14 protein-coding genes are annotated in these 15,982 nt (G+C 70.1%); 4 read left to right on the forward strand and 10 right to left on the reverse strand.

The genetic code is table 11. The features are described from left to right. From JOD31_RS02975 to JOD31_RS02990, 4 genes are read left to right on the forward strand one after another with little or no spacing between them, the layout of a single operon-like run. Positions 1-711, forward strand: a complete 711-nt coding sequence (locus tag JOD31_RS02975; protein WP_204948812.1) for an ATP-binding cassette domain-containing protein — start codon at positions 1-3, stop codon at positions 709-711. A gap of 6 nt (positions 712-717) precedes the next feature. Beyond that, positions 718-1,410: an urea ABC transporter ATP-binding subunit UrtE gene (gene urtE / locus JOD31_RS02980; protein WP_204948813.1), complete on the forward strand. Its 693-nt coding sequence runs from the start codon at positions 718-720 to the stop codon at positions 1,408-1,410. A gap of 22 nt (positions 1,411-1,432) precedes the next feature. Further along, a complete protein-coding gene (locus JOD31_RS02985) occupies positions 1,433-2,371 on the forward strand; it encodes an acetamidase/formamidase family protein (protein ID WP_204948814.1) in 939 nt (312 codons plus the stop codon). A 10-nt stretch (positions 2,372-2,381) separates the two neighbouring features. Then, a complete protein-coding gene (locus JOD31_RS02990) occupies positions 2,382-3,143 on the forward strand; it encodes an SDR family NAD(P)-dependent oxidoreductase (RefSeq protein WP_204948815.1) in 762 nt (253 codons plus the stop codon). A gap of 61 nt (positions 3,144-3,204) precedes the next feature. Here JOD31_RS02990 and JOD31_RS02995 read toward each other — a convergent pair whose 3' ends face one another. The 10 genes from JOD31_RS02995 to JOD31_RS03040 form a co-directional block, all read right to left on the reverse strand. Next, positions 3,205-4,578 (reverse strand): PepSY-associated TM helix domain-containing protein, encoded by a 1,374-nt coding sequence (locus JOD31_RS02995; RefSeq protein ID WP_204948816.1) that lies wholly within the window; start codon positions 4,576-4,578, stop codon positions 3,205-3,207. 11 nt (positions 4,579-4,589) lie between these two features. Further along, the gene (locus JOD31_RS03000) at positions 4,590-6,803 is read right to left on the reverse strand and encodes a TonB-dependent receptor (RefSeq protein ID WP_204948817.1); all 2,214 of its coding nucleotides are present in this window, start codon (positions 6,801-6,803) and stop codon (positions 4,590-4,592) included. Between the two features lie 147 nt (positions 6,804-6,950). Beyond that, positions 6,951-7,292, reverse strand: a complete 342-nt coding sequence (locus tag JOD31_RS03005) for a hypothetical protein (protein ID WP_204948818.1) — start codon at positions 7,290-7,292, stop codon at positions 6,951-6,953. A gap of 147 nt (positions 7,293-7,439) precedes the next feature. Next, entirely contained in the window at positions 7,440-8,453 is a 1,014-nt protein-coding gene (locus JOD31_RS03010; RefSeq protein ID WP_271206150.1) for a diguanylate cyclase, read from the reverse strand. Between the two features lie 10 nt (positions 8,454-8,463). Continuing rightward, positions 8,464-9,483, reverse strand: a complete 1,020-nt coding sequence (gene cheB, locus JOD31_RS03015) for a chemotaxis response regulator protein-glutamate methylesterase (protein WP_204948819.1) — start codon at positions 9,481-9,483, stop codon at positions 8,464-8,466. A gap of 46 nt (positions 9,484-9,529) precedes the next feature. Next, entirely contained in the window at positions 9,530-11,779 is a 2,250-nt protein-coding gene (locus JOD31_RS03020) for a hybrid sensor histidine kinase/response regulator (RefSeq protein ID WP_271206151.1), read from the reverse strand. Next, a complete protein-coding gene (locus JOD31_RS03025; protein ID WP_204948820.1) occupies positions 11,776-12,402 on the reverse strand; it encodes a chemotaxis protein CheW in 627 nt (208 codons plus the stop codon). Before JOD31_RS03025 ends, JOD31_RS03020 begins: the two co-directional genes overlap by 4 nt. After that, the gene (locus JOD31_RS03030; RefSeq protein ID WP_204948821.1) at positions 12,399-13,661 is read right to left on the reverse strand and encodes a CheR family methyltransferase; all 1,263 of its coding nucleotides are present in this window, start codon (positions 13,659-13,661) and stop codon (positions 12,399-12,401) included. The genes JOD31_RS03025 and JOD31_RS03030 overlap by 4 nt, the downstream gene beginning before the upstream one ends. Continuing rightward, complete coding sequence (locus tag JOD31_RS03035) at positions 13,658-14,122, reverse strand: chemotaxis protein CheW (protein WP_204948822.1); 465 nt, start codon at positions 14,120-14,122, stop codon at positions 13,658-13,660. Before JOD31_RS03035 ends, JOD31_RS03030 begins: the two co-directional genes overlap by 4 nt. A gap of 17 nt (positions 14,123-14,139) precedes the next feature. Next, on the reverse strand, positions 14,140-15,768 hold the full coding sequence (locus JOD31_RS03040; protein ID WP_204948823.1) for a methyl-accepting chemotaxis protein: 1,629 nt from the start codon (positions 15,766-15,768) through the stop codon (positions 14,140-14,142). Positions 15,769-15,982: the final 214 nt, after the last annotated feature.

The following is a 15,982-nucleotide window of genomic DNA, read 5'->3' on the forward strand; positions in this document are numbered from 1 at the left end:
ATGACCGTCGCGGTGTTGGTCGAGGGGCTCACCGTCGAGTTCGGCCGTTTCCGCGCGCTGAACGACCTGTCGCTCGCGATCGACTACGGCGAGGTGCGCGGCGTCGTGGGGCCGAACGGCGCGGGCAAGACCACGCTGCTCGACGTGATCTCGGGGGTCAGCCGCGCCAAGGCCGGCCGCGTCCTGTTCGACGAGACCATGGAGCTGACGCGCGCGAGCGAGGCGGAGATCGCCCGCTCCGGCGTCCGGCGAAAATTCCAGAAGCCCAGCGTGTTCGAGGCGCTGACCGTTCGCGACAACGTCGCGATCGGCCTCGGCGCCAAGCCCGGCGCCGACGGGCCGGAGAAGGTCGCCCGCATGCTGGAGACGGTGGGGCTCACTTCCGAGGCCGACCGGCTCGCCGGCGAACTCGCCCATGGCCAGAAGCAGTGGCTGGAGATCGCGATGGTGGTCGTCGCCGAGCCGAAGGTGCTGATGCTGGACGAGCCGGTGGCCGGCCTGACCGACGAGGAGACCGAGCGCACCGCGGCGCTGGTGAAGGCGCTGCGAAGCCCCGGGCGCGCCATCATCGTGGTCGAGCACGACATGGACTTCGTCGAGCGCATCTCGGACCGGGTGACGGTGCTGCACGAGGGCCGCACGCTGTTCGAGGGCTCCATGGCCCGGGCGCGCGCCGACGCCGCCGTCGTCGACGTCTATCTGGGGCGCTAGAGGGCCATGAAGCTCACCGTCGCCGGCCTCGACCAGCATTACGGCAGCGCCCAGGCGTTGCGGGGCATCTCCTTCGAGGTGGAGCCGGGCCAGTGCCTCGCGGTGCTCGGCCGCAACGGCGCGGGCAAGTCGACGCTCCTCAAGTGCCTCGCGGGCGTGCTGCCGGTCACGCGCGGGCGGATCGCGCTCGACGGCGTGGACGTGACGCGCGCCGCGAACCACCGCCGCTCGCTCGCGGGCGTCGCCTATGTGCCGCAAGGCCGCGAGATCTTCGCCGAGCTCACGGTGCGCGAGAACGTCCTCGTCGCCGCCCGCGCCCATGGCCAGCCGACGCAGGCCGCCTTCGACGAGATGGTCGCGCTGTTCCCCGTGCTCGGCGAGATGGCCGAGCGGCGCGGAGGCGCCCTGTCCGGCGGTCAGCAACAGCAGCTGGCGCTCGCCCGAGCGCTCGTGACGAAGCCGAAGCTCCTCATCCTCGACGAGCCGACCGAAGGCATCCAGCCCTCGATCGTCCAGCTCATCGAGGACGTGCTGAAGCGCCTCAAGGGCGCGCTCTCGATCCTGCTGGTCGAGCAGTATCTCGATTTCGCCGCCGCCGTCGCCGACGGCTTCGTCGTGCTGTCGCGCGGCCAGGTCGTCGACGAAGGCCCCCAGTCCGCGATGAGCCGCGAGCGGCTCTCCCGCTTCATGTCCGTCTGATTTTCCAGCATCCGAGGCACGCATGTCCAAGCACCACGTCATCTCGTCCGCGCCCGAAAACATGGTCTGGGGCTATCTCGACTCGGCGCTGAAGCCCGTCGTGAAGATCGCGTCCGGCGACACGGTGACGCTGACGTCGTTCCCGGCGGGCGGCAAGGAGTGCCTCCCGCCCGACGCCTCGCGCGTGCCGGCCGACTACATGGCGGCGCTCGACACGCTGACCCAGGGCGGCGGACCGCACTTCATCACCGGCCCGGTCTATGTCGAGGGCGCGCAGCCCGGCGACACGCTGCAGGTCGAGATCCTCGCAGCCAAGCCCACGATGGACTGGGGCTTTGTCGCCATCCTGCCGCTGCTCGGCACGCTGCCGGACGAGTTCACCGACTACGAGACCATCCACCCGGCGATCGACACGGCGAAGAACGTCTGCACCCTGCCCTGGGGCGTGGACGTGCCGCTCGATCCGTTCTTCGGGATACTGGGCGTCGCCCCGCCGCCGGCCTGGGGCCGCTGCGGCTCGCCCGTGCCGCGCGCCTTCGGCGGCAACATGGACAACAAGGAGCTGAAGGAGGGCACGACGCTCTACCTGCCGGTCTTCAACGAGGGCGCGCTGTTCTTCGCCGGCGACGGCCACGGCGTGCAGGGCGACGGCGAGGTCTGCATCACGGCGCTCGAAATGGGCATCGAGGGCACCTTCCGCCTCACCGTCCGCAAGGACATGGCGATCGACTTCCCCTTCGCCGAGACCGAGACCCACCTGATGTCGATCGGCCTCGACGAGGACCTGGACGACGCCGCGAAGCAGGCGGTGCGCGAGATGGTGCACCACGTCTGCCTGCGCTCGAACCTGTCCCGCAACCAGGCCTACATGCTGTGTTCGCTGGCCGGAAACCTGCGGGTGACGCAGCTCGTCGACGGCAACAAGGGCATCCACATGATGCTCCCGAAATCGGTGATCTGAGGGCGCGGCCATGGACCTGAAGCTCAAGGGCCTCAACGCCTTGGTCTCCGGCGGAACCAAGGGCATCGGCCGCGCCATCGCCGAGACGCTCGCCGCCGAGGGCGCCAACGTCTCGATCTGCGCGCGCAACGCCGCCGAGGTCGAGACGGCAGCGGCGGAGCTCGCACGGACCGGCGTGAAGACGCTCGGACGGGCGCTCGACGTCGCCGACGGCGCGGCCGTGGCCGCCTGGGTGGAGGCGACGGCGGCGGAATTCGGCGGGGTCGACATCGTGGTCGCGAACGTCAGCGCACTGGCGATCGGGAACGACGAGGCGAGCTGGCAGGCGTCGTTCGCGACCGACATGATGGGGACGGTGCGGCTGGTCGACGCCGCCCTGCCCCATCTGGAGGCGAGCTCGGCGGCGGCGATCGTCACGATTTCCAGCGTCTCGGGCCGCGAGATCGACTTCGCGGCGGGCCCCTACGGGACGTTCAAGGCGGCGCTGATCCACTACACGCAAGGCCTCGCCTACCAGCTCGCGGCCAAGAACATCAGGGCGAACAGCGTCTCGCCGGGCAACACCTACTTCAAGGGCGGCGTCTGGGAGCAGATCGAAACCGGCAACCCGGAGCTGTTCGCGACCGCGCTGGCGCTGAACCCGACCGGCCGTATGGGCACCCCGCAGGAGATGGCGAACGCCGCCGTCTTCCTCGCGAGCCCCGCCGCGAGCTTCATCACCGGCTCGAACCTCGTGGTCGACGGCGCACTGACGCGTGGCGTCCAGTTCTGACGCCAAACCGGGCCGCCGGGTTAACGCGGGGGTAACCGCCGGGCAACGCCGCCGGGCGGGATTACCCTTCCGCGCGGCGGCGGCCCGCCCAATGGTCGATCGCCAGCGCCGCCAGCAGCGAGGCGCCCGCCAGCGGGAAGGCGACGCCAAGCCCGAGCGTGATCAGCGCGACCGTTCGCGCGCGGGCGGGCGCCAGCGGACGCGGCGCGGCGAGCCCGCCCTTGGGCCGCCGGCGCCACCACATGACCGGTCCGGAGATCGACAGCGCCGCCGCGCCGAGGCAGGCGAACAGCATCACGATCTGGTTCGCCCGGCCGAAGTAGTTCCCCATGTGCAGCTGCACCCCGAGCTCTACCGCCTTCGCCGCGGGCCCGTAATCCTGGAAGCCGACGTCGTTGAGGATGCGGCCGGAGTACTGGTCGATCTGGATCGTGCGCTGCCCCTGCGGCTGATCGGGATAGGTGTAGGCGGAGAACACGCCGGCCGGGCCGTTCGGCAGCGAGAGCCGGTAGGGATGGGCCATGCCGGCCGCGGCCAGAACCTCGGCGGCGCGGTCGACGCCGATCGGCCGCGCCTCAGGGTCCGCCGGCGGGGCGTGGGCGGCGCCGTGATGCGCGGCGTGGTCGCCGGAGGACGGCATCGGCGCATTCTCGAGCGTCCAGGGCGCCTCGCCGGTCGCCTGCTGCAGGGTCTGGCCGGAGGCCGGGACGGAGCCGTGGTTGCGGTGGCTGGTCGGATAGCCCACCTCCGCGACGTCGGCGCCGGCCCTGAGCAGCGTGCCCCAGACGTTGGCCCAGGGCAGGCCCGTGAGGATCAGGAACAGGATCAGCCCTGCGGTCCAGACCCCGATCACCGCATGCAGGCTCTTCCAGAACGGCCGCCCCCGCGCGCGGAGCCGCGGCGTCAGCGCCTCCGCGACGCCGCGGACGCCGCGCGGCCGCCAGAGGTAGAGCCCGGTGACGATCAGCACGACACCCCAGCAGGCGGCCAGCTCCACCACGCCGTCTCCGAAGGTCCCCAGCATCAGCGAGCCATGGAAGCGGTCGGCGAAGCCCACCAGCGTGCGCTCGTAGACGTAGGCGCCGAGCGGGGCGCCGGTCCCGGGATCGACGAAGGCCCGGAGCGCCGTTCCGTCGCCGGCGGTGACGAACACCTCGGCGCTCCGGTCCGGCGCGCCCCAGGTGTCGATGCGCGTCGCCTTCCCGCCCGGGACGCTCGCCTCTGCGGCGGCGATCAGGCGGCTCAGCGGCAGGGTCTCCGCATGGGGCGCGACGATGCGCTTTTCGGCATGCAGGACGTCGTTGATCTCGTCGTTGAAGAGGTAGATCGCGCCCGTCACGCTGAGGATCAGCAGGAAGGGCGCGACGATGAGCCCGGCGTAGAAATGCCAGCGCCAGACGGCGCGGTAGGTCGCGGGGTGCGAGAGCCAGCCCATCGTCGCCTCCCTCAGAACTTCACGCTGTAGGTGAGGTCGAAGCTGCGCGGCGCGCCGACATAGACCTGCGTGGAGCTGTAGCCCGACCACTCCGCGTAGAACCTGTTGGTCAGGTTGCGGCCGCGCAGGGTGAGCGTGCCGCCGACGGGGACGTCGTAGGCGATCGAGGCGTCCAGCAGCGTGCGGCCGTCCACGCGGATGGTGTTGGCGTTGTCGGTGTAGAAATCGCCGACATGCCGCACGCCGGCGCCGAAGGTGACCGGCACCGAGGCCAGCCGGTAGGTCGTCCAGAGGTTGAAGGTCTGCTCCGGCACGTTGAGCGGGCGGTTGCCCTTGCGGCTGACGGACTCGAGCTTCCCGTTGATTATTTCCGTCTCGTCGAGCTTGGTGAACTCCGCCTTCAGGATCGCTGCGTTGGCGTTGATCTTCCACTGCTCGGTCACGGCAAGGGAGACGTCGAACTCGACGCCGCGGGAGCGCTGGTCGCCGCCCTGCTCGGTGACGCCGCCGGTATAGGTGCGGATGATGTCGTGCTGCTCGATCTGATAGACCGAGGCGGTCGCGAGCAGCCGGCCGCCGAGCAGCGAGGTCTTCACGCCGGCCTCGATCGACTTCCCCGTCGTCAGGTCCAGTCCCGCCCGGGTCGAGTTGCTGAGCAGCAGGCCGGAAACGGGGCTGATCGCGGTGGTGTACTGCGCGAACAGGCTGACCTCCGGCGTCAGGTCGTAGACCGTGCCGAGCCGCCATGTGGTGGACGAATAGTCGTTGCCGAACGTCGTCGTCGTTCCGGCGTTCAGATCGCGGACTTTCCGGTCGAGGTCGATCCAGTCATGCCGCAGGCCCGCGACCACGATCCATTCCGGCGTAATGTTCAGCGCGTTCTCGAGAAACACCGCGGAGTTGTCGACGGTGCTGTCGAAGTTCTGGCGCGTGTCGAAGCCGGCCGTGGCGTCAGGAAAGTCGCCGCGATCCGGATTGAACGGATCGACGAAGGTCGTCGAACCAAAGCGTCGCTTGGAGCCGAACTCGGTCCGCATGTACTCGAAACCCGCGACGAACCGGTTGCGGCGCCCGCCGATGTCCCCATCGAAGTTCGCAGAGGTCCGGTTGGTCCAGGACTGCTGATCGTGGCTGATCAGCGTCAATCCCCGTCTGAGAGGCTTCTCAGGATCGGGCGCCTCAGGATCGTACGTGTAGTCCTCAGAATTCCGCCACAGCCGGTCGGCGCTGTAGAAGGCGAAATCGTTCTTCAGCGTCCATTGGTCGGTGAGCTGGAACGCGGCGCCGGTCCGGGCCCAGATCGCGTCGGACTTCATCACGCCGTCGTCGACGTTGTAGTTCTTCTTCCAGATCGACTTATCGAGCACGAGATCGCCCGCCGAGACCGCGCCGCTCGGATTGCGTGCGGCGTCGCGGGGAATAAGCGGCGTCCCGAAGTAGGCGGTCGAGAAATCGTCGCGAAAGTAGTCGAAGGCCGCGGTGATCGTCAGGCGGTCGGTCGGCTTCAGCGTGAGGCCGGTGGTGACCTGCACGTTCTCGCTGTCGGTGTCGTTCACATAGCCGCCGGAGCGGCCGTAGAGCACGCTGGCGCTCGCCGCCGCGTTCTCGGAGATCGGAGCGTTGAACGAGGCGCCGGCGCGGACGGTGTCGAACGAGCCGTAGCTCAGCAGCGCGTCGGCCTTGGTCACGCCCAGCTCGGGCTTGCGGGTGACGAGGTTGATCGTGCCCGCCAGCGCGCCGGAGCCGCTGACCACCGAGGCCGGCCCTTTCAGGATTTCGATGCGATCGAAGCTGTAGCTGTCGTAGTTGCGCGAGGCGATCAGCGGGTCGATCGCCCGGACGCCATCGACGGAGTAGCCCACCGCGCCGCGCGAGAAGCCGCGGATCGCGGTGACGCCGGGCTCGCCCGGCAGGTTGCCCGCGACGACGCCGGGCGCCGACATGTAGGCCTCGATCAACGAGCGGCTGCCCTGCTCCTGCAGGCGGTCCTGGGTGATGACGTCGACCATCGCGGGCGTCTCGCGCACGGTCAGGCCCAGCCGGCTCGCGGCCTCCGTGCTGCGTTTGAGGATCTGGCCCGGCGAGCCGTCGTTCACGGCGGAGCCTTCGCCCTGGACGCTGATCTCCTCGAGGGCGATCGCCCCGCTGTCCTCGGCGGAGGCGGCGGAGATCGAGGCCGCGCCGAGGGTTGCGAGCACGACCGCGCGGCAGGCGGTGGACGACATGAGAATGGGTCGCCGCGCGCCGAAAGGCGCCGACGCGGACAGAAGACGAGGCACGGGAAGCTCCACGCGAACACGGGGCCGCGGACGGTCGTGTCGCGCGGCAGGACTGGCGGCTGGCAGGAGACGGGCGGCCCGAGGCCGCGCGCGTCAGGCCTCGGCCGGCGGGCCTCGCGTGCTGCGTGGGGAACGTTCGAAGAGGGCGGGCGCTGCGGCCTGAGCCTCGGCGGACGCGCGGACGATGTGGTCGTCGCCCGCGACGGGCGTCGCAGGGAACGACGGCGGCGGCGCCATGACGGCGCCCAGCATCAGGCAGCCGGCGACGCAGCATCCGGGAAGCGCCGCGTGGCCCTTCCCCGACCCTTCGGCCGGTCCGCTCCAGGATCCGCAATGGACGTCCGCCGCGGCGGCGGAGATGGGCTGAGAGCCGAGGGCGAGACCGCCGAGCGCAGCCTGGAGGACGAGCAGATACGCGAGCAGCAGCCCGCGCAACGCGCCCCCCGTTCTCCGCCACATAACCACGACTTCGCCCCCTGTCGGCCGCAATCCAGCCCTAGCACGACCGTGCGGCGACGCAAAAGGCAAGCCGCTTCGGGCTATGGGCGGAACCGCGTCGCGGACAGCCTTGCGGCCGGCGCCTCAGTTCCCGTCGTACGGCTCCACCCTGTCCCGACCGGCCTCCTTGGCGCGGAACAGCGCGACGTCGGCCGCGTTCACGAGGTCCCGCGCGGATGTGCCGACGCTCGGAACCATGGCGGCGACGCCGACGCTGATCGTGACGAAGCCGTCGCCGTGCGAAATGCTCAGCTCGCGCACGCTTCGGACCAGGCGATCCGCCACCGCGCTGGCCCCCTCGATCGTCGCCCCGGGCAGGACCACGATGAACTCCTCGCCGCCGAAGCGCGCCGCGAGATCGCTGGCGCGGCTCGCGCCGGTGTTGATGATCGCGGCGAGCCGCTTCAGCACCTCGTCGCCCTCCAGATGGCCATAGGCGTCGTTGTAGCCCTTGAAGCGGTCGACATCGATCATCAGCACCGCGATCGACGCCTCGCTCCGCAAAGCGCGGCGCCATTCCGCCTGCATGTATTCGTTGAAGTAGCGACGGTTGCCGAGGTTGGTCAGGCCGTCGATCTGCGTCAGCCTCTGGAGCTCCAGATTGGCGTTCATCAGCTGGCGCTGGCTCTCGCGCAGCGCGTTGTAGGCCGCGTCGCGCTGGACGTGGTCGAGATAGGCGCGGGTCTGGTGACGGATGCGGGCGATCAGCTCGATCCGGTCCGGGAGCTTGACGAGGTAATCGTTCGCGCCGGCGCGGAACGCGTCGCTCTTGGTGCTCGCCTCGTCCTTCGCGGACAGGACGATGACCGGCACCGCCTGCAGCAACGGCGTCGCGCGGTAGGTGCGCAGCAGATCGAGCCCGTCGATGCCCGGCATGACGAGGTCCTGCAGGATCACCGTCGGCTTCAGCTCCTGCGCGGTGCGGACGGCGTCGCCGGAATTGGTGCAGTAGTGGAGATCGATGTCCGGCTCGTCGGCCAGCGCCCGCCGCACCGCCTCGCAGATCAGCACCTGGTCGTCCACCAGAAGAACCATCGAGAGGTAGTTGTCCGCCAACGGCGGCACGACCATCGCGATGGGATCTTGTTCCTGGGTCATACGCCGCCTTTCAGGCTTTCAGCGCGCAGGCCACGACGAGCCGCGGCGCGATCGCGCTCAGCGGCAGGATATCGACGGCGGCCCCAAGCGCGGCGGCGGCCTTCGGCATGCCGTAGACCGCGCTGGTAGCCTGGTCCTGCGAAATAGTGAGATGATTCTTGTCTCGAAGTGATTTGAGTCCGTGAGCTCCGTCCCGGCCCATCCCGGTAAGCAAAACGCCGAACACTTGACCTTGCCATTTGGCCGCAGCGCTCTCGAAGAACACATCTACGGACGGCCGATATGGATAATCACGCGGCTCCGCTACGTAGCTTAGTTCGGAAGATGACTTGAACACAAGATGGTCGCTGGTGCATGCGACGAGGACGACACCCGTCTCCGGGCAGTCGCCTTCCCGCGCCAGCCGGACCGGCAGTTTGGTGTGCAGCCCCAGCCAGTCGGCCAGCCCCGAAGCGAATTTCTCGTCGACGTGCTGGACCAGCACCACAGCCGCAGGAAAATCTTCAGGCAATCCTCCCAGAAGCGTCGCGACGGCGGCGGGGCCGCCGGCGGAGGCGCCGATCACCACGAGCTTGCGCGCCGACCGCGCGGCGGAGCCCCCGGCGTCGGTCCGGCGCCGCGGTCGAGGAGGCTCGCCCGTCAGCTTGCCGATCATCGTGATCTTCGTCAGCAGCAGGGAGACCTGCGACGCGAAGGTCTCGGTCGGGCCGACCGACGGCAGGTCGACCGCGTCGAGAGCGCCGTGGCCCATGGCTTCGAACACGCCGGGGACGTTGGCGTCGATGCTCGCCGTGACCAGCAGGATCGGGCACGGCGTCTCCGCCATGATCTGGCGCGTCGCCTCGACGCCGCCCATCTCCGGCATCGTCAGATCCATCAGCACGAGGTCCGGTCGATCGCGCCGGCAGGCCTCCACCGCCTCGCGGCCGTTGGCCGCGGTCCAGGCGAGCTGATGGCTGGGCGCCGAAGCGACGATCCGGCGGAGCAGCTCGACCGCCATCGGCAGGTCGTTGACGACGCCGATTCTCATGCCGTGTCCCCTGAGGCCGCCACGGGCCCCTCCCCCCGGCGGCCGCTCACCCCGACGCCGGCCCGACGAGGTCGACCACGGCGTGGATCAGCGTGTCGTCGTGGAAGCTGCCCTTCGTGAGGTAGTAGTCCGCGCCCGCGTCCAGACCGCGCCGGCGGTCCTCCTCGCGGTCCTTGTAGGAGACGATCATCACGGGCACGCCCCGCAGCCGGGCGTCGCGCTTGATCAGCGTGACGAGTTCGATGCCGTCCATGCGGGGCATGTCGATATCGGTCACCACCAGATCGAACGGCTCGGACCGCACGACGTTCCAGCCGTCCATGCCGTCGACCGCCACCTCCACCTCATAGCCGTGATGGTCGAGGATCTTGCGTTCGAGCTCTCGGACCGTGAGCGAGTCGTCCACGACCAGCACCCGCTTGCGGCGCGCGCGGTCCGCCGTGGCCGACGCGCGCTGCAGCGTGCGCAGCCGGCCGGACGAGGCGATCTTCTCGGCCGAGCGGAGCAGATCGTCGACGTCGATGATCAGCACCGGAGACCCGTCTTCGATCAGCGCGGCGGCGCTGATGTCCTTGACCTTGGCGAGGCGCGGGTCGAGCGGCCGCACGACCAGCTCCCGCTCGCCGAGGAAACGGTCCACGATCAGGCCGTAGGCCGTCTCGCCCTCGCCGAGGACCACCACGGACAGCTCCGCGGCGTCCGACCGCGCGTCGCCGCGGCCGAGGATCTCGTGGGCCGTGATCAGCCCGACCTGCCGCTCGCCGAACCGGAAATGCGGCCGGCCCTCCAGCACCTCGATGTCCGCCCGCGGCAGCTTCAGCGTGCGGGTGATCCCCGTGAGCGGGAGGGCGTAGGGCTCGTCGGCGATCTCCACCAGCAGGGTCCGGATCACCGAGAGCGTCAGCGGAAGCTGCAGCTGGAACTGGGTCCCCTCGCCTGCGGTCGAGGACACCGTCGTCAGCCCGCGGACCTGCTTGACCATGCTCTGCACGGCGTCGAGCCCCACGCCGCGGCCGGAGACGTCGCTCACCATCGTCTTCATGGAGAAGCCCGGCAGGAACAGGAACTCGAGCAGCTCCGCCTCGCCGAGGTCGCCGACCGTCTCCTGCGTCACGAGGCCGTTGGCCAGCACCGCGTGCCGGAGCCGCTCGACGTCGACGCCCTGGCCGTCGTCGGCGACGATCACCTGAAGCAGCCCGGCGTGGTGCCGGGCCTCGAGCCGGATCACCCCCTCGCGGGGCTTGCCCGCCGCGACGCGCTCGTCGGGGGTTTCGAGGCCGTGGTCGACGGCGTTGCGCAGCAGGTGGCCGAGGGGGGCGTCGAGCTGGTCGAGGATGTCGCGGTCGATGCCGGCGCCGCCCCCGACGATCTCCAGCCGCGCCTCCTTGCCCAGCGACCTGGCGAGGTCGCGCACGGCGCGGGAGAAGTGCCGCACGCCGTCTTCGAACGGCCGCATGCGGCTCGACAGGGTCTCGGTGTAGAGCCGGTTGGCGAGGTCGGTCGCGCGCTGGTCGATCGAGTCGAGCTCCGCGAGGCGTTCGACGAGGAAGTCCTCGCTCTGGGCGAGCTTGTCCTGCACCTCGGCCAGCGCGCGGGCGGTCCGATCATCCGGATCGATCGGCCCCAGCGCCGCGCGCAGTCCGTCCACCGCCTTGGCGAGGTCGTGGTGACGCCGTTTCTGGCGCACCAGGCGGTCGGCGAAGGGGCGCAGGCGACGCGCCTCCATCAACGATTCGCCCGCCAGACCGAGCAGCCTGTTCATGGCCTGCGCGGTGATGCGGACCATGCGGTCCGATCCCGCTGCGCCCTGCGGCGGAGGCTCCAGGGCGGGCGGAACGAGCGGCGCCGGCGGTCCCGGGTCGCGGGGCTCGCCCGCAGGCGCGGCGTCCGCCGCCGCCCCGCCGTTCGAGGCCCGCTCCAGAGCCTGCAGAAACTGGACGATCTGCGGCTCCGCGCCGGCGCCTCCGGCCGGCGGCTCGGAGGCGGCGACCGCGAGCAGATCGACGCCCTTCAGCAGGGTGTCGATGTGGTCGTGCGTGAGGCGCAGCCGGCCATGCTGCGCCGCAACCAGGCACTCCTCCATGGCGTGGGCGACGCGGACGGCCGGATCGAGGTCGATGATGCGCGCGGCGCCCTTCAGCGAATGGGCGGCCCGCATGCAGCTTTCGAGATGATCGGGGGCGACCGGGTCGCGCTCGAGCGCGAGAAGCCCGGCCGTCAGCGCCTGCGACTGCGCGTCGAGCTCGGCGCGGAAGAGGTCCAGCATCGAAAACTGGCTGAGGTCCTCGCCGCTCACGACATGCTCCGATCGAGCGTTTCCAGGATCAACGCATCGTCCAGCCGGCCGATCGCGCGCCCGCTCCACGCGATCATCTCGACCGCGTAGGAGGAGGCCGCCTTGCCGATCGTCGCCGGCAAGGCGAGCACGTCGCGCGCGGCGTAGCGGTGGACGCCGTGGACCTCGTCGACCGGAAAGGCCGCGCGGCGGCCGTCGCGGCCGATCACGACGAGCCTCGGCCCCGCCCTGGAGCGCTCGCCGGCCTCCGCGGTCCCGGCGGCGGAGATCCCGAGCAGGGCCGCCAAGGACACGCAGACGAGCAGTTCCCCGCGCACGTTGACGATGCCGAGCACCAGTTCGTCCCGACGGTGCGGAAGCGAGTGCGTGCGGCGCGGCTGCGCGACCTCGTGAAGGTGGTCCGTCGGCAGCGCCAGCCACTCGTCGCCGATGCGGAACAGCAGCGCCGCGCGGTCGGCGCCCTCGTCCTCCGCGGCGCCCTCGCTTTCGAGCCCGGCGAAATGGCGCGCCCAGTCCTCACAGTACCCCGCCGGCAGCGGGCGCTCGAGCAGCCCGCCCGCGATCTCAGCGCTGGCGGCTTTGGACGATCCGCCCGGCCCGCCGCCTCCGCCCGCGCCGGTCATTGGCTCCTGCTCCTATCCGCGATGCGCCCGAGGCGATCGGAAAGCACCTTCGCGCCCGCCCCGTCGCCCCGGCGTTCCAGAGCCAGCGCGAGGTGAGCCAGCGTCTCGCGGTGGTCCGGCGAAAGATAGAGCGCCTTGCGGTAGTTCTCGATCGCCTCGGAGATCGCCTGGCTGGCGTCGTGGGCGAGCCCGAGCAGGTAGTAGGCGTCGGCGGATGGTCCGAAAGCCGCCAGATGCGCGAGCGCCTCCCGCTTCGCCTCGTCCAGCCGCCCGGCGTCGGCCGCGCGCTGGATCGCCGTCAGGCTCAGCTCGGCGGCGCCCGGCGCCTCGACGGGCGCCGCCGAGCGGGCGGCGGGCTTCGGACCCGCCTCAGGTCGGCTCGCCGCTGCCCGGACGCCGCCGGCGCGGGCGACGGCCGGCGGAGACGCGCGCCGCGGCCTCGACGGACCCGGGCGCGGCTCCGCGGGGGGCGCCGCGTCCTGCTTGTAGAAGGCGAAGGCGAGCGGGGTGCGGGCGGACACGAAGCCGTGGAGCGTCGGCAGGCTCGACTCCGCCGGCCCGACCAGCAGGAGCCCGCCTGGAACCAGCATCTGCCGAAGCCGCCCGATCGAGCGCTGCTGCAGCTCGCGGTCGAAATAGATCAGGAGGTTCCGACAGAATATGACGTCGTAGGCCTCGACCGGAGGCGTCACGGCCGGGTCGAACAGGTTCCCGGCCTTGAACGTCACTTGGTCGAGCACGGCGGCGCTTGGCCTGTGGCCGCCCTCGACGGCCTCGAAATGGCGGCTGCGGAAGGCGATGTCGGCCCCGCGAAACGAGTTTCGGCCATAGACCGCGCGGGTCGCCGCGGCGATGTTCCGCGTCGAGATGTCGACGCCGTCGATCGTGAAATCCGACGCCGCGAAGCCCGCGTCGAACATCGCCATCGCGAGCGAATAGGGTTCCTCGCCGGTCGAGCAGGGAAGGCTCAGCATGCGGAGAGGCGCTCCAGGCCTGCGGTGCGCCCGGGCGTGCCGGACCATGGCGACGAAGGCTTCGCGGTCGCGGAAGAACCAGGTCTCGGGAATGACGACCGCGTTGATCAGCTCCTGCATTTCCTGCCGAGAACTCGAAAGCCGCTGGAGATAGTCGAGCGGCTCCGGAAAACCGCAGGCGGCCATACGCGTCTTCACCGCGTACTGGACCACCGCCCCGCCGACGCTCGCGACATGCAGGCCGATCTCCTCGCGAAGCAGCCTGCCGACCTCGTCCAGGATCATGCGGACGCCTCCGCCCGCTGGAAAAGCAGGTCGCGGACCTCGTCGGCGAGCAGCGCTTCGACCCGGACCCATTGGATGAAGCCGTCCGCGTCGGAGGCGACCGGCCCGAGATGGGCGGGCGAGCCGGCCTCGACGCCGGTGGCGACGAAATCGGCGGGGTCGCGGTGGATCGTCTTGATCACCCGTTCCGCGCAGAGCGCCAGCCGGTCATGGCTCTCCCGCTCCCCGGGGTAGCGCGCCAGGATGATCCGCGTGCTCATCAGCCGCTTTGAGGGCCGCCCCAACGCGACGCGGCTGAGGTCGATCAGAGGCGTCGGCGCGCCACGGTAGTTGATGACCCCGACGACCTCCGGGGGCGCGCCCGGCAGGCTCTTCGCCTCCATCAGCGGCAGCACCCGCTCGACCTGCTCCGCGTCGAGGACGAAGCGATCGCTGCCGATGTGGAACATCAGGAACAGCATGGGCTGACCCCGGGCTCTCAGGCGCGCAGCTTGAAGCGGACGATCGAGCTGCGCAGCCCGGTCGACACGTGATTGAGCTCGTCGATGGCGAGCGTGGACTGCTGCAGCGACTCGACCGTCTGCTGCGCCGCCTCCCCGAGCTGCGACAGCGCATCGCTGATCTGGCCCGCGCCGACCGCCTGGGCCTGCATGCCTTCGTTGGCGATTTCGAAGCGCGGCACGAGCCCCTGCACCTGCTGGATGATCTCGGAAAGCTGGCCGCCGACCTGCTGCACGTCGAGCATGCCGCGCCGCACCTCCTCCGAGAACTTGTCCATGCCCATCACGCCGCCGGCGACGGCGGACTGGATGTCCTTCACGATCTGCTCGATGTCGTAGGTCGAGGCCGCTGTCTGATCCGCCAGCCGGCGGATCTCGGTCGCGACGACCGAGAAGCCGCGGCCGTGCTGGCCAGCCTTCTCGGCCTCGATCGCAGCGTTCAGCGACAGGAGATTGGTCTGGTCGGCGACCTTTGTGATGGTCGTCACGACCTGGTTGATGTTGCTGGCTTTCTCGCTCAGCGCCGCGAGCTTGGCGTTGATCGCGCCGGCCGCCTCCATGACGTGGCGCATGGTGCTCTCCATGCGCGACAGCCCGGCCTGGCCGCCGCCTGCGAGGCTCGCCGTCTGCTCGGCGACCGCCGAGACCTCGTCCATGGTCCGCACCAGTTCGTTCGACGTGGCCGAGATCTCCTTCGCAGTCGCGCCGATCTCGGTGGTGGTCGCCGCGATCTCGCTCGCCGTGGCCTGCTGCTCCTTGGACGTGGCCGCGACCTCGGTGATCGACGTGTTGACCTGGATGCTCGACCGTTGGACCTGGCCGATCAGCGTGGCGAGTTCGTCCGCCATGGCGTTGAAGCCGTCGGCCAGGGTGGTGAACTCATCCGCGCGGGAGAGCGTCAGCCGTTCGCTGAAGTCGCCCTCGCGCATGACCCGGACCATGCGCAACAGCTTGCCGAGCGGAACCGTGATCGACCGGAAAAGCGTATAGCCGCAGAGGATCGACAGGACGAGCGCGACGACGAAGCCGATGACGAGACCGAGTTCCGCGGTGGACACGACGGACACGATCGTTCGCGTCTCGTGGTCGGCCTCGCTCTGGTTGAAGCTGTTGGTGGTCTCGAGCGCGGCGCGGATGTTCGCGAGCGGCGGCTCCAGATCCCGTCCGATCATGGCGCGGAGATCGACCTCCGGACCGGCGTCCGCCACCCGGGCGAGCGTCGCGTCCTCGAGCTGGAAGAACCGGCCTGTGAGATCCCGCAGGGCTTCGTAGTTGCGGCGGTCTTCGTCGCTGTCCACGGTCGCCTGGTAGGCCGACATCAGACGCTCGACGACGGCCCGGTTCGCGAGGATGGCGTCGACGACGCGGCTCCGGTCCGCCGGCGTCGGCTGCGACGCCAGATCACGCAGCAGCCCTCGCGCCTCCGACCATGCGGCCATCATGCGAAGGCTCGACGTCAGCGCCGGAACCGTGTGCTGCTCGACCGCGGTCGCCTGCCGCTTCGTCTCCTCCAGGCCGAAATAGCCGACGGCCGCCACGCAGGTGAGGATCGCGAGCATGGCGAGGAAACTCGTCAAAATCCGCTGGCGTATGGTCAGGTTCATCATCGAGCGGCTCCGTCAGAGTGGGGCGCGGGTCGGCGCGCGCCGCCGGTAGCGGCCTAAGCGGGCGATCCAAGGCGGCTCCTGGGACAGATTGGTTGCCGCTTCGTTGATGCATTGGCCACGGACTAGGTCACATTTGTGCGATCTGCCGCGCCATAGGACAATTGTCACTGCCGCCGCGGCCAGCGCGCCGGCGCTCGACCGGTCGCGTGCGCCC

The organism is Methylopila capsulata (genome assembly GCF_016907975.1).
Lineage (GTDB): Bacteria > Pseudomonadota > Alphaproteobacteria > Rhizobiales > Methylopilaceae > Methylopila > Methylopila capsulata.

Coding starts and splice junctions, on each gene's coding strand:
- JOD31_RS02975 (WP_204948812.1), top strand. CDS start 1: ATGACCGTCGCGGTGTTGGTCGAGGGGCTCACCGTCGAGTTCGGCCGT.
- urtE (WP_204948813.1), top strand. CDS start 718: ATGAAGCTCACCGTCGCCGGCCTCGACCAGCATTACGGCAGCGCCCAG.
- JOD31_RS02985 (WP_204948814.1), top strand. CDS start 1,433: ATGTCCAAGCACCACGTCATCTCGTCCGCGCCCGAAAACATGGTCTGG.
- JOD31_RS02990 (WP_204948815.1), top strand. CDS start 2,382: ATGGACCTGAAGCTCAAGGGCCTCAACGCCTTGGTCTCCGGCGGAACC.
- JOD31_RS02995 (WP_204948816.1), bottom strand. CDS start 4,578: ATGGGCTGGCTCTCGCACCCCGCGACCTACCGCGCCGTCTGGCGCTGG.
- JOD31_RS03000 (WP_204948817.1), bottom strand. CDS start 6,803: ATGTCGTCCACCGCCTGCCGCGCGGTCGTGCTCGCAACCCTCGGCGCG.
- JOD31_RS03010 (WP_271206150.1), bottom strand. CDS start 8,453: ATGACCCAGGAACAAGATCCCATCGCGATGGTCGTGCCGCCGTTGGCG.
- cheB (WP_204948819.1), bottom strand. CDS start 9,483: ATGAGAATCGGCGTCGTCAACGACCTGCCGATGGCGGTCGAGCTGCTC.
- JOD31_RS03025 (WP_204948820.1), bottom strand. CDS start 12,402: ATGACCGGCGCGGGCGGAGGCGGCGGGCCGGGCGGATCGTCCAAAGCC.
- JOD31_RS03030 (WP_204948821.1), bottom strand. CDS start 13,661: ATGATCCTGGACGAGGTCGGCAGGCTGCTTCGCGAGGAGATCGGCCTG.
- JOD31_RS03035 (WP_204948822.1), bottom strand. CDS start 14,122: ATGCTGTTCCTGATGTTCCACATCGGCAGCGATCGCTTCGTCCTCGAC.
- JOD31_RS03040 (WP_204948823.1), bottom strand. CDS start 15,768: ATGATGAACCTGACCATACGCCAGCGGATTTTGACGAGTTTCCTCGCC.